This window comes from Kitasatospora sp. NPDC057015, assembly GCF_042673745.1.
Lineage (GTDB): Bacteria > Actinomycetota > Actinomycetes > Streptomycetales > Streptomycetaceae > Kitasatospora.
Map to the genome: position 1 here is coordinate 55,167 of NZ_JBHUSG010000039.1, position 13,591 is coordinate 68,757.

Here is a 13,591-nt window from a genome sequence, read left to right on the forward strand (position 1 = left end):
CCGCTGCTTCGCCCTCGATCTAGCCTGATCGACGGTGCGGGTTGACGATCCGTCAGCCCGCCTGGCGACCTGAGGTGGAGAACCTGTGCTGAGAAGCCCGCGTCCGCCCGTTTCGATCCGCCCGCCGCGCGCCGTCACGGCCGCCGCACTCACCACCGCCCTCCTGCTGCTCGGCCTGGGGAACACCGCCCCGGTGGCCACCGCCGCGACCACGGCCGGCCCGGCCGCCACCGGCACGGCATCCGCGCTGGTCAAGAGCGTCCAGAACATCACCCACCCCGGGGCGCTCCCGGTCGACCACGGCGACACCGTCAACTGGACCATCCGGTACGAGAACGGGACCACCGGCGGCGGCGCCGCCCCGGCCGCGGTCACCGACCAGGTCACCGGCGCCGGAAGCGCCCAGACCTACGTCCCCGGCTCGCTGCACGTCCCGCCCGGCTGGACGCCGTCGTGGTCCACCGACGGCACGTCCTTCGCGACGACCGACCCGGGGACGGCCACCACCGCCGTCCGCGCCGAGAACCCCGCCGCCCGCGCCGGCGGCACCGCGCTCTCCGCGCCGCTGCTCGCCCCCGTGCAGCCGACCCCGCAGTCCACCGGCGGTGACGGGTTCACGCCCGTCCTGCACCGGACGGCCTCCGGCGAGGTCGAGGCGTGGAACATCTACCACCACGCCGGCCCCACCGCCCGGCAGGTCGTCTGCAGCAGCCTGTCGACCGGCCTGCCGTGCGCCGGCGGCCCGTGGCCGCGGCCGTTGAACACCGCCGTCGGCCCGCTGGGAGCGGGCAACACCGGCGACATCGGCAGCCCGCTGACCCCGCAGTACGTGCTCGATCCCGAGCGCCCGGGCCTGCTGTACTACCCCGCCGTCACCGCCGGAGCGGTGGGGGTCGGCTGCCTGGACCTCGACGCCCGGGCCAACTGCGGCTTCGTCGCCCTGGCGAGCACCGGCGGGACGCCCAGCAGCGTCAACGGCCTGGCCGGCCTGGTCGCCGTCGCCGGCAGCCTCTACGGCGTCGCCAGCACCGGGCAGGTGCTCTGCCTCTCGCTCGCCCACCGCACCCCGTGCGCCGGTCAGCCGTACGCGCCGGTCGTCGCACCCAACCACGACCTGCCCGGCACGCCCTCCGCGCTCTACCTCGGCGCCCTGACCGCCGTGGGGGACAAGGTCTTCGCGTCCTCGTCCCCGCAGGGCGGCTCCACCGCCTCCGGCCCGCCCGTCCTGGGCTGCTTCGACACGACGACCCGGGCCGTCTGCACGGGCTGGGCCGACCAGCACCCGGCCGGCCCCGGCGCCGGCTACTACACCTACAACGCGTACACCTCCTACGACGCCGCGGGGCGGCCCGACGGCGTCTGCACCACCACCGTCGGCGGCACGAACCTGCTCACGACCTGCTACGGCCAGGACGGCTCCCCGCACCCCGCCCCCGCCACCCTCTCGTCGCTGGGCGGCGGCGTGCTGACGTTCAACCCGGAGACGGTCACCTCCGACGGCGTCACCCGGAGCTACTTCCCCGTCTGGGGCGGCGGCGTGCCGGGCGCGACGGTCTGCCACGACTGGACGCACGCCGCGCCGTGCACCGGGTTCCCCGCACCCGCGCCGCACCCCGGGGTCAACGGCGGCAACACCCGTGACTACGGCTACGCCTACGACGCCACCACCCGCTGCCTGATCGGCCTCGGCGACGCCGGCGTGCTGTTCTCCCTCGACCCCGCCACCGGCGCCTCCCCCTGCGTCCACAGCGGCGCCGCCGTCACCCTCAAGCCCGCCGACTTCTACTGCGACGGCGGCTCCGGCCACGTGCAGGCGTACGACCGGGCCCGGCTGACGGACATCGACCTCTCCCATGTCGACCTGGCGGCCTCGCGCGCCGTCGTCACCGACCCGGACGGCAGCCCGGTGGCCACCGGGGCCCTCACCGCCTCCGGGACGGTCGACCTGTCGGGCATCGCGGTCGGCACGCACCCCGCGATCACCGTCACCGTGCAGCTCGTGCTCACCGGGACGGGGGACTTCACCGCCGACAACCACCCCGCGCTGGTGGTCGAGTACCGGGGCGACGCACCGCAGGTCTGCTTCCGCACCACCGTCACGCCCGACTGCGCGACCACGGCCCTCAGCAACACCGCGACCGGTACCGACGCGAGCGGACCCCTGACCTCCAACACCGTCACCGCCGCCGTCGCGCCCGGCGCCGGCTGCCGGCCGATCGTGAGCGTCGAGAAGGAGATCTGCGCCTCCGGCCACCCGCACGACTGCGGGCCCGACGGCCCGGGCCCGTGGGTCAAGACGAGTCCGGTGGGCCTGCTGAGCCTGCTCGGCACCGCGTACTGGCGGATCACCGTCACCAACGCGGGGCCCGTGGACGCCACGGCGGTGACCGTCAACGACGCCGTCACGCCCGGCTGCCGCAAGGCCGCCGGCACCTTCACCCTGACGGCCGGGAGCAGCCGCCGGATCCACTGCGACTCCTTCCTGTTGGCGCTGCCGCTGAAGAACACCGCGACCGCGAGCTTCGTCCCCGCGAACTCGCCCGCCGGCACCGCCCCGACCACGACCGCACCGTCCTCGGCGGTGGCCTGCTCGCTGCTGTGCATCCTGGCGGCGCCCGGCCGCGACTGATCCGGACCGTCACTCCGGGGAGTAGCCGCGCAGCACTCCCCCGTGCCGCCCTGTCGCGCCGAACCCCGGCGCGGCAGGGCGGCGCTGGTGGGGCGGTGCGGGCCGGGCGGTGCGGGCCGGGCGGTCGGGCGGGGTGTGCGGGCGGCGCGTCAGGGCGGTGACTGGCCGCGGGCGCGCTCGGCGGCCAGGACCTCGGGCAGATCGGCCAGGCGCCCCATGCCGGCGACGGCCCGGGCCGTGCGGTGGTTGGCGACGAGCAGGGCGCGGTGGCGGTGCACGAACGCCCAGTAGCCGGCGGTGAACGGGCAGGCACGGGCTCCGAGCCGGTCCGTGGGCCGGTAGCGGCAGGGGCCGCAGAAGTCGCTCATCCGGTTCAGGTAGGCACCGCCGGCCGTGTAGGGCTTGGTGGTGATCCGCCCGCCGTCGGCGTACTGGGACATGCCCACGACGTTCGCGGTCATCACCCAGTCGTAGCCGTCGACGAAGCAGCGGTGGAACCAGTCGGTGAGTTCGCGCGGGTCCCAGCCGTGCTGCAACGCCCAGTTGCCCAGCACCATCAGCCGGGGGATGTGGTGCACCCAGCCGTGGTCGCGGACCTCGGCCAGCACCCGGGACAGGCAGCGGGCGCCGACCGCCTCGGCGTCGAGGTCCCGGAACCAGGCGGGCAGCGGCTCGTGGTGGCCGAGCCGGTTGGCCTCGCGGTAGTCCTCCCCGAGGTACCAGTAGAGCTGCCAGACGTACTCGCGCCAGCCGGCGACCTGGCGGACGAAGCCCTCGGCACTGTTCAGCGGCACCTGCCCGGCCCGGTGGGCGCTCTCGGCGGCGCGCACGCACTCGGCCGGGTCGAGCAGCCCGAGGTTGAGCGGGACGGACAGCGCGCTGTGGGCCATCCACGGGTCGGCGTGCAGCATGGCGTCCTCGAAGCGGCCGAAGTCCGCCAGGCGGTGCGCGACGAAGTGGCCCAGTGCCTGCTGTGCCTCGGCGCGGGTGGCGGCGAAGCGCCGCGGCCCGTCGCGGCCGACGAAGGCGACCTCGCCACTGCGCTCCCAGCGGTCCAGGTCGGCCCGGACCCCGGCGTCGATCTCGTCCTCCACCGGCTCGAAGGGCGGCGGGACGGGCAGGGTGGCGGCGCCCCGGGGCGGGGGCTCGCGGTTGTCCCGGTCGAGGTTCCAGCTGCCGCCGACGGGGGTGCCGTCCGGCTCCAGCAGCAGGTGCTCGGCCCGGCGCACCCGGTGGTAGAAGTCCTCCATCAGCAGCCGGGCGCCACCGCGCCCGTCGGCCCACCGCCGGAAGTCGCCGAACGGCACCAAGAAGCCGCGCGGCGGCAGCACGGTCACCCCGGGCAGGCCCTCCACCAGCCGCAGGGCCGGGTACGAGGTCGGATGGCAGACCGTCACCCGTCGGCGCCCCGCCACCCGGGCGAGGCCCTCCCGGTAGGTGTCGGCCCGCACGTACCGCACCCGGTCGCCCAGGTCGTCGGCGGCGTGCCGCATCGCGGACAGCACCAGATGGGCCTTGGCCCGGTGGAAGCGACGTCGGCGCAGCACCGAGCGGGCCTCGATCATGATCACCGGCGCGTCGGGGTCGGGGCCGCCGTCCCCGGGAGCGAGGAAGTGCGGTCCCAGCTGGTCGCCGAAGACCCAGTGCGGGCGCGGTCCGCTCATCCGGGCCTCCCCGACACCCTCACCGGGCCGGCCGCTCGTCCGTCGTGAATCGCTCCGCTCCCTCCGCAGCTGGCCGCCGCACGGCTGCGGCCCCGCGTCAAGCCTCGACGTCCGGGGCGCCGACGGACACTCGCAGCGCTCGCGCAGCGATTCGCCCGGGCACGGGCACGGCGGCCGGGGGCCGGCCGGCGACGGTCCTCACCGGCGGTGCGCTCCGGCGGCACCGGACTACTGTGGGGAGGAGATCACGCAGCCCACGGCGGACCAGGCGAGCAGGGGTGACGAATGACGTCGGCGCTGGATCTCACCAGCGGATCCGAGCTGCTGGCCGCCTACGGCGCCCTCGCCGTGCTGCTGGTGACCTTCGTCGAGGCCGGGCTGCTGGTGATCGGTTTCTTCGTCCCCGGCGACACGCTGCTCTTCCCCGCGGGTGTGCTCTGCGCGACCGGCACGGGCACGGCGGGGCACCAGGGGCCGTACCTCACCCTCTGGCAGGTGCTGCTCTGCGCGGCCGTGGGGTCGCTGGCGGGCACCCAGCTCGGGTTCGTGATCGGGCGGCACGGCGGGACGTCCCTGCTGGCCCGGAGCCGCGGTACGCGACTGAGACGCGCGACGGCGCGCTCGGAACAGCTGCTGGAGCGCTACGGCTGGCGCAAGGCGATCGTGTTCGGGCGCTTCGTGCCGATGGTGCGGTCCGTGCTCGGGCCGGCGGCGGGCCTGCTGCGGGTGCCGACGGCGACCTTCACCTTCTGGCAGGTGGTGGGCGGGCTGCTCTGGACCCAGGGCACCATCCTGGCGGGCTACGCCCTGGGCGCGTCCTTCCCCGGCATCGACGACTACCTGCTGCCCCTGGTCCTGGCGCTGGTGGCGGTGTCCGCGCTGCCCCTGCTGTTCTCCCGGCGCGCCGGCCGCGGCGACGCGGACGGAGCGGACGGAGCGGACGCCCCTCGGGACGGCGACGCGGACGACGCGGACGGCCACAGGGACCGCGACGCGGGCGGGACGACCGCCGGCGGGCGCGGGAGCGCGAGCGGTCGGGCCGGGGAACAGGCCGACGGGCGAGCGGACGGCCGGGCCGCCGGGAGCGCGGACCTCCCGACCGCGCGGAGCGCCGACGAGCGGCCGCGCTGACGTGACGCGGGGAGCACCCGCCCGCCCGGGCCCCCTCCGGCGGGCCGACCCCGCCGCGACGCTCGCGACCGCGCGACCGGGTCTCAGGGCTGCGCCACCGGCCTCCCGGTGCGGTGTTCCTCCAGGGCCTGCCACACCTTGTCCCGGAGGAAGGGCGCCTCGGTGAAGCGGATGCCGGTGGCGTCGCGCAGGGCGTTGGCGAAGGCCGGCGGGACGGGGTTGAACGGGCTCTCGCTCATCGACTTGGCGCCCAGGGGGCCGATCGCGTCGGAGGTCTCCGAGAAGTGCACCTCGGTACGCGGTACGTCCGCGTAGGCCGGCAGCCGGTAGCGGCGGAACGCGGCGGTGGTGACCTCGCCGCGCTCGTCGAGGAGCACCTGCTCGAACAGGGTCGCGCCGAGCGCCTGGGCGACTCCGCCCTCGACCTGGCCGCGGCACTGCAGGGGGTTCATCACCTTGCCGGCGTCCGCGCCGTGCACGCTGCGCAGGATCCGCATCTCCCCGCTGTCCGGGTCGACGGCGATCCGGAACCACTGCGAGTTGAACGCCACCGAACGCGGTGAGCCGCCGAAGTGGCCGTCGGCCGCGAGATCGACCCCCTTGCCCTGCGCGGCAGCGAAGATCTCCTTGAGGGTGACCGGCCGCCCCTCGCACTCCACCGCGTCGGCGGTGAGCCGCAGCAGGCTCCGCGGCGTCCTCGCGTACTCGGAGGTGAACGAGAGGATCTGCTCGGCGAGTGCGTTGGCGGCCTTCATCACCGCCTTCCCCGCCACCACCGTCCCCGCGGAGCCGAACGCCCCGGTGTCGTGCCGGACGACGTCGGTGTCGGACTGCCGGATCGAGATCCGGTCCACCGTCGTGCCGAGCGCACCGGCGGTGATCTGCTTGTGCACGGTGGTGGTGCCGTTGCCGAACTCCGCCGTGCCCACGGCGATGTCGTACGTGCCGTCCTCCAGCAGCTTCACCGTGGCGTCGGCGATGTGGCCGCCGGGCGGACCGCAGGCGATCGCCGCCATGGCGAAGCCCTGGCCCACCAGCCAGCCCTCGGGGGCGAGTTCGGCGCTGGTGTCGCCGGCGAGGGCGTTCCTGACGACGCCGAGGCACTGGTCGAGGCCGTAGGAGGCGATGTGCAGGTCCTCCTCCTCGCCGAGCGGGCCCTCCATGTGCTCGCCCGGGCCGATGACGTTCCGCTCGCGCAGCACCAGCGGGTCGATCCCCAGCCTGCGGGCGAGCTCGTCCATCGCCGACTCCACCGCGAAGGTGACCTGACCGAGCCCGTAACCCCGGAAGGCCCCGGCGGGCACGCCGTTGGTGTAGACGGAGTACGCGTCGACCTTCTTGTGCGGGGCCCGGTAGACACCCATCGACTCACCGACGCTGTGGAACATCACCGCCGGGCCGTGGTTGCCGTACGCACCGGTGTTGGACACCACCCGGAACTGCAGGGCGGTCAGCGTGCCGTCCGCCTTGGCACCCAGCTTCACCGTGATCGTGAACGGATGCCGGGTGGTGGCACCGTGGAACTGCTCGGCCCGGGTGAACTCCAGCTTCACCGGCCGGTGCAGGCGCATCGCGGCGAGCACGGCGACGTCCTCGGTGAGCATCTCCTGCTTGCCGCCGAACCCGCCCCCGACCCGGCCCGCCACCACCCGCACCTTCTCCATCGGCAGGTCGTACAGGTCGCACAGGGCCCGCCGGGTCAGGAACGGCACCTGGGTGCTCGACCGGACGACGATCCGCTCCTCGTCCGTGTCCTCGTTCTCCTCGAAGTACACGACGCAGCCGTGCGTCTCCAGGCTGGCGTGCTGGACGCGCTGGGTCCGGAAGGTCTCCTCGTAGACCACGTCGGCCTCGCGCCAGCCCTGTTCGACGTCGCCCAGCTCACCGTGGGCCTCGCCGCAGACGTTGTTCTCCGGGCGGGCGATCCGCGACTCGGGCCCCTTGGGGTGGATCACCGGCGCGCCCGGCGCCATCGCCTCCTCCGGGACGAGGACGTACGGGAGTTGCTCGTACTCCACGACGATCCGCCGGCAGCCCTCCTCGGCCGCGCCCTCGGATTCGGCCACCACCGCCGCGACCCGCTGGCCGACGAAGCGGACCACGTCGTCCAGCACCCGGGTGTCGTCCGGGTCCTCGGTCGGGTGCTCGTGCCGGGCGGAGGAGTACAGCTTGTCCGGCGCGTCCTCGTGCGTGAACACCGCGACCACACCGGGGACGCGCAGCGCCGCGGAGGTGTCGATCGAGACGATCCGGGCGTGCGGGTGCGGGGAGCGCAGCAGTTTCATGTGCAGCAAGCCCTCCACCTCGACGTCGAAGGTGTAGCGGGCGGTGCCGGTGACCACCTGCGGGCCGGCCGGGGCCCCGGGGCTGCGGCCGACCGCCTGGCCCGCGCAGGGCTCCTCGGTGTGCTTCACGCCGCGGACGGCGTCCTCGATCGCCCGGTAGCCGGTGCAGCGGCACAGGTTGCCCTTCAACGCCCGTGGCAGATCGGCGAGATGCTCCTCGGTGAAGGCCGACGTGGTCATCAGCATGCCGGCCGTGCAGAAGCCGCACTGGAAGCCCTGGGCGTCGAGGAACCCCTGCTGCATCGGGTGGAGTTCGCCGCCCTTGGCCAGCCCCTCGACGGTCGTCACCGAGCGGCCCTCGGCGCGCACCGCCGGGTAGAGGCAGCTGTGCACGGGCTCCCCGTCGACCTGGACGGTGCAGGCGCCGCAGTCACCCGCGTCGCAGCCCTTCTTCACCCCGAACCAGCCGCGGTCGCGCAGGTAGGTGCGCAGGCACTGGCCCGCCCTGGGCGCGGCGTCGAAGTCCTCACCGTTGACCCGGATCGAGTAGCTCATCTCCCGTCCTCCGCAGTCGATTCGCCGTGGATCTCCGCCGGGTGCGGCTGCGACTGCGGCTGCGGCTGCGGCTGCGGCTGGGCGGCCGGGGACGTCCCACCGCCCGGCCTCGCGTCGCCCGGCCTCGCGTCGGCGGGCCGCCACCACCCGCGACCGCGCTCCTCGACCACCGTGTTCAGATCCACCGCAACCACCGTCCTCGAAACGTCGACACAGGTCATTGCAGCAACCCTGACCGGCCGAAACGAGTGGATCGGCACACCAGCCGGCAGGACCCGCGCTGGACGATCGACCAGGAGCCGGCCCGGACGACACCGGTGGACGCCGTGGGGTTCGGCGGAGCGGTGGGGCCGTGACAGTGGCGACCACCCGCGTCCGTCACCTCTCCCCGGCCTACCCCGCCGCCCGGAGCCCGTACACCCGGTGCCGCCGCCCGTGTTCCGGCATTCCCGGGCCCCGCTGTGCCCTCAGGGGACGCGGGGCAGCTCGCCCGTGAGCTGCCAGTGGCCGACGGTCCTTTCGAGCAGTTGCTCCGGGGAGGGCGGTTCGGGGTAGGCGTCGCCGAGTGTCCGGGCGGCGTTGCGGGGGTCGCAGGCCGTCCGGTCGTCGAAGGAGAGCGGGTTCTCGGGCAGCGCCTGGGCGAGCCTGGCCAGCGCCGGGTCCGCCCGCCCCGCGTCCAGGACGGCCGATCGCCACCGCGGGTAGGGCAGGTCGGTGAGCCGGTGGCCCGCGGCGCGCAGCGCGGTCGGTACGGCGGCCCAGGGCAGGGTCCGGGCGGTGATCAGGTGGTAGGCCTGCCCGTGGGCCCGGGCCGTCCCGCAGAGCTCGACGACGAGCCGGCTGACCCAGTCGACCGGGCTGAGCCGGATCCTGGTGTCGAGCACCGGGGCCGCGCCGAGTCGCACCGAGACCCGGATGACGCCCTCCAGGAGGTCGTCGGGGTTCGAGCGCGCCGTCCGGGAGTGCGCCGTGATCCGGCCCGGCCGCAGGACGACGGCTCGCAGCCGGCCCTCCTGGTGCGCCACGCTGACCAGCCGGTCGGCCGACCACTTCGTCAGCCCGTACCCGCCCGACACCGGGGCGGTGAGTTCGAAGGGCTCCCCCGCGACGCCCCGGCCGACCGCCGCGAGGCTGCTCACGTAGCAGAAGGACGCCGAACGGGCTTCGGCGAGTTCGAGCAGGTCCTCGGTGGCGCGGACGTTGGCGCCGTACAGGGACTGGTAGGGCAGCGTCATGTTGACCCGTGCCCCGCAGTGGACGACCCGGGAGACGCCCTGACCCAGTGCCTCGAAGGCGGCGGGCGGGAGTCCGAGGCGCTCCTCGGCGAGGTCTCCCCGGACGACCTCGATCCGGTGCCGGTGCTCCTCGGCGAGTCGGCCGTCGAGGGCGGCGCGCAGTCTCGCGGCCCGCTGGTCCGCGGTCGCTCCCCGGACGAGGCAGCGCACGGTGTCCCCCTGCTCGGCCAGGCGCGCCGCCAGGGCCGAGCCGAGGAATCCGGTCGCCCCGGTGAGCAGCGTCACCGGGCGGTTCGGCGGCACGTCAGCTCCCCCGCTTCGGTCGGGTGGCCGGCGCGGCGATCCCGGCGGGGCCGATACGACGGGCGTAGCCGCGCACGGTGGCCGCGTCGGCCGACGGCGCCGGGACGTCCCGGCCGAGCGCCCGCCCGACCAGGGCCGCCACCCGGACGGACGTCAGGGAGTCGCCGCCCAGGTCGTAGAAGCCGTCCGCCAGCCCGATGTCGTCCACCTCCAGCACGTCGCAGAAGGCTTCGGCGACGATCCGGTCCAGCCTGCTCCAGCGCTCGGCCGGTCCGCCGGCGGCGCTCGCCGGCACCGGTGGGCGGGGTACGGGCAACGCGGCGATGTCGACCTTGCCGTTGGCGGTCACCGGGAACTCGTCCAGCACCGCCATCCGGGTCGGGATCCACTGGGGCGGGAACGCCGTCTCCAGGGCTTCGCGCAGCGCCACCGGGTCGGGGCCCGCACCGGCCCCGGCGTCCCGGAGCACGAACGCGTCCAGTGCGGTCGTCCCGTCGGCGGACCGGGGCAGGACGAGGGCCTCCCCGACCCCGGGCAGGCCCCGCAGTGCCTCCTCGACGGCCGCCGGCTCGACCCGGTGGCCGCGGATCTTCACCTGCCGGTCCGCCCGGCCCAGCACCGTCACCACGCCGTCGGCGCCCAGTCGGGCCAGGTCGCCGGTGCGCAGCAGGCGCGCCCCGTCGGCCCCCCAGGGGTGCGGGATCCAGCGCTCCGCGGTGAGCGCCGGCCGGTGCCGGTAGCCCCGCCCCAACGACGGCCCGCCGACGAGCAGTTCGCCGACCTCGCCGATGCCGACGAGCTCGCCGTCGCGGTCCACGAGGTAGGCGTCGACGTTGTCGATCGGCGTCCCGACCGGGATCCGGTCGCCGATCTCCTCGGCGCCGCCGAGCCAGTGGCAGAAGCAGCCGTGCGTCTCGGTCAGGCCGTAGTGGTTGACCATCACCCGGCCCGGGTCACCGGCCAGCCACGCCCTGATCTCGCGGGTGAACGTCAACGGTTCGCTGCCCACCATGAGTTGGCGCGCCAGCCCGTCCTGCGGGACGCCCCGGGCCGTCATCATGCGCAGGTGCGTCGGGGTGGCCTTCAGCAGGCCGCCCGCGGACCGCCGGGTGAGCTCCAGCAGTTCGTCCGTCGTCACGCCGTCCGGGGCGACGACGATCGGCCGGCCCTCCAGCAGCGGAGTGAAGATCGTGGTGAGCGAGCCGAGGAAGAACAGCGAGGCGCTGAGGAAGGTCACCTCCCCCGGCCGGTGCTCGAACGCCCGGCCGCACCAGAGCGCGTAGTTGACCAGCTGCCGGTGGGTGCCCTCGACGCCCTTGGGCCGCCCGGTCGTGCCGGAGGTGTAGAAGACGTACGCGAGGTCGTCGCCGGCGGCGGGCCGTGGCCGCGCCGTGGAGTCCTTCGCCCGGGCCCGGAGCTCCGACAGGGTGAGGACGCGGCCGGTGTGCGAGCTCAGGGTGGCGGCCAGCTCGTCCGTCGTGACCACCGTCCGCGCCCCGCAGTCGCGCAGGACGGCCTCGGTCCGCTCGGGCGGATCGTCGCAGGACAACGGGACGTAGCCGCCGCCGGCCTCCAGCACCGCGAAGATCGCGGTGAGCGCGTCCAGGCCGCGCGGCAGCAGCAGTCCGACCGGGACTTCGCGTCCGCAGCCCTCCTCGGTGAGCACGCGGGCCCAGCCGGCGGCCGTGTCGAACAGCTCGCCCCTGGTCAGCCGCTGCTCGCCGCAGACCGCGGCTGTGAGGTCGGCCGGCAGGCCCCGCGCCCGGATCAGCTCCGTGACGGAGCCGTCGGGTACGGCGCGGTGCGGGCCGTGCAGGGCTGAGCGGCCCTCCTCGGGAGCGGGCCGCGGGCCGGCGAGGGCGGCGGCGACGGGGGGCCGCGCCGCCGCGCCCGGCCGGCCCTGCCCTCGGCGCTCGATCGCGTCGATCTCGTCGAGGCAGGCCTGCCGGGGCCCGGCGAAGCCGGCGTCGGACCAGCCGGGCGGGCACGGGCGGGTCGAGGGCCACACCGAGTACTGCCCTGCGGCGTTCGCCACGACCTGGAAGTCCACGTCGTCGTAGTTGTCCCACAGTGCCATCCGAGGCTCCTCTCACGCCGTCCGGTCGGATGCCGGAACCGCCGGCGTCGGGGGTCGGCCCGGGGACGTCTGCGGGCCCGGGGCCGGGTGCGGGACCACCGCGAGCCGCCGCTCCAGCGCCGCGCGGCACTGCGGCCACTCCTCGACGACCACGGAGAACATCGCCGAGTCCCGTAGCCGTCCGTCCTCACCCGGCGCCCAGGACTTCGACCAGTTGCGGAGCACCCCCTCGAACCGGGCGCCCGCCTTCTCGATGGCGGCCCGGGAGCGGCCGTTGCGGGCGTCCGTCTTGAGATCGACCCGGGAGACGCCCCACTCCTCGAAGGCGTGCCGGAAGAGCAGCAGCTTGGCCTCCGTGTTGACGCCGGTGCCCTGAGCGGAGGCCGCCAGCCAGGTGAAGCCGACCTCGACCGCGCAGAGCCGGTCCTGCTCCGGCCAGAGGCGCGGCTCCCAGAAGGCCGTGACGCCCACCGCCCGGCCGGACGCCCGCTCGACCTGCGCGTACGGGGCGAGCCTGCCGGTGGCGGCCCGGCCGAGCTGCTCGTCGATGTACCGTTCGACCTCCTCGGCCCGGGGAACCCAGGTGAAGTCGTACGAGTCGCGGTTCTCCTCGGCCGCCGCGGCCAGGTCCGGGCGGTGCCGGTGCGCCAGCGGCTCCAGGCGCACGACCGCGCCTTCGAGGACCGGTCCGTCAAGCTTGAATGTCATCGGGCTGTGCTCCTGCGGTGATCGGGACGGAGGGCGGGACGGAGGACGGGGGATGCGCACCCCGGCCGGGCGGGCGCGGGCCGCGCGAGTCGGACGCTACCGGGCTCCCGCCCGGTGCACGGAGAGGAGTTCGACGGGCGCCCCGCCGGGGGTCTCGATGAGGGCCATCCGCAGCGGACGCCCGCCGACCGAGGTGACGACGGCCTCGGCGCGCAGCGTCGCCCCGGCGGCCACCGCCCTGGCGCAGTCGGCCTCGATCGAGGTGCTCGCGACGCCGATGGAGGGGAATCCCAGGTCGTTCATGGCGTGCACGGGCCGGCTCCCGTCGCCGGGGACGAGCAGCAGCCGGCACTCCGCGGGGAGCAGCGGCGAGGAGAGGGTGCCCCAGGCCGCGTCCCGCTGGACCGAGTCCCAGCGGGCCTTGGCGAACGCCGACCAGAAGTCCGCCTCGGCCCGCACGTCCGCCACCCGGCAGAGCAGGCCGGCCAGCCCGCCGGCCGCCGTGTCCGGTGCGGCGTCCGGAGCGGATCCGGTTCCGGACTCGGCGTCGGATCCGGAATCGAACCACGCCGTCCCGGCGGGGCCGGCCACCGCCCGGCAGACCGGGTCGGTCAGCGGCCCGGCCCGCCGCAGGGCCTCCCGCGTCGCCTCCCGGCCGCCCACCGGCGGCCCGGACGGTGGCCGGGAGCGGAAGACCGCCTCGTACGCGCCGCGCCGCCCGCTCGACCGGCCGTGGTCCACCACCTCCAGCCGGATGCCGGACGGTGCGGCCAGCAGGGCGAGCGGGAGGACGTGGTCGTCGTCCTCCACCGCTTCGAAGGCGGCCGGCAGTTCGACCCGGTCGACGAAGTCGAGTCGGAAGCCCAGGGCGGTGCCCAGGGCGATCCCGGGTTCCAGCGGGGACTCCATGGTCAGATGGGTGACACCGGCGATCACCGTCCACCTCCCGGATGACCGGCGCTGCCGGCGGGGCGGCGCGGAGCGGCGGACCAGCGGTGGCCCGC

Annotated in this window: 8 protein-coding genes; 2 read left to right on the forward strand and 6 right to left on the reverse strand. The window is 75.2% G+C overall.

From position 1 onward, the window contains the following. The first annotated feature begins 85 nt into the window (after positions 1-85). Positions 86-2,629 (forward strand): hypothetical protein, encoded by a 2,544-nt coding sequence (locus tag ACFTWP_RS29535; protein WP_380267976.1) that lies wholly within the window; start codon positions 86-88, stop codon positions 2,627-2,629. Positions 2,630-2,778: 149 nt separating this feature from the next. Here ACFTWP_RS29535 and ACFTWP_RS29540 read toward each other — a convergent pair whose 3' ends face one another. Continuing rightward, a complete protein-coding gene (locus ACFTWP_RS29540) occupies positions 2,779-4,293 on the reverse strand; it encodes a cryptochrome/photolyase family protein (protein WP_380267977.1) in 1,515 nt (504 codons plus the stop codon). A 285-nt stretch (positions 4,294-4,578) separates the two neighbouring features. Here ACFTWP_RS29540 and ACFTWP_RS29545 point away from each other — a divergent pair, with 285 nt between their 5' ends. After that, positions 4,579-5,424, forward strand: coding sequence for a DedA family protein (locus tag ACFTWP_RS29545; protein ID WP_380267978.1), 846 nt, complete (start codon positions 4,579-4,581; stop codon positions 5,422-5,424). An 83-nt stretch (positions 5,425-5,507) separates the two neighbouring features. On the opposite strand, the gene ACFTWP_RS29550 is transcribed toward ACFTWP_RS29545, so the two are convergent. The 5 genes from ACFTWP_RS29550 to ACFTWP_RS29570 form a co-directional block, all read right to left on the reverse strand. Then, positions 5,508-8,264: a molybdopterin-dependent oxidoreductase gene (locus tag ACFTWP_RS29550; protein ID WP_380267979.1), complete on the reverse strand. Its 2,757-nt coding sequence runs from the start codon at positions 8,262-8,264 to the stop codon at positions 5,508-5,510. 467 nt (positions 8,265-8,731) lie between these two features. Then, positions 8,732-9,802, reverse strand: coding sequence for a thioester reductase domain-containing protein (locus ACFTWP_RS29555; RefSeq protein WP_380267980.1), 1,071 nt, complete (start codon positions 9,800-9,802; stop codon positions 8,732-8,734). A gap of 1 nt (position 9,803) precedes the next feature. Then, on the reverse strand, positions 9,804-11,879 hold the full coding sequence (locus tag ACFTWP_RS29560) for an amino acid adenylation domain-containing protein (protein WP_380267981.1): 2,076 nt from the start codon (positions 11,877-11,879) through the stop codon (positions 9,804-9,806). 12 nt (positions 11,880-11,891) lie between these two features. Continuing rightward, positions 11,892-12,587 carry a GNAT family N-acetyltransferase gene (locus tag ACFTWP_RS29565; RefSeq protein ID WP_380267982.1) on the reverse strand — a complete coding sequence of 232 codons (696 nt, stop codon included), beginning with the start codon at positions 12,585-12,587 and terminating at the stop codon, positions 11,892-11,894. A gap of 96 nt (positions 12,588-12,683) precedes the next feature. Continuing rightward, positions 12,684-13,523, reverse strand: coding sequence for a hypothetical protein (locus ACFTWP_RS29570; RefSeq protein ID WP_380267983.1), 840 nt, complete (start codon positions 13,521-13,523; stop codon positions 12,684-12,686). Positions 13,524-13,591: the final 68 nt, after the last annotated feature.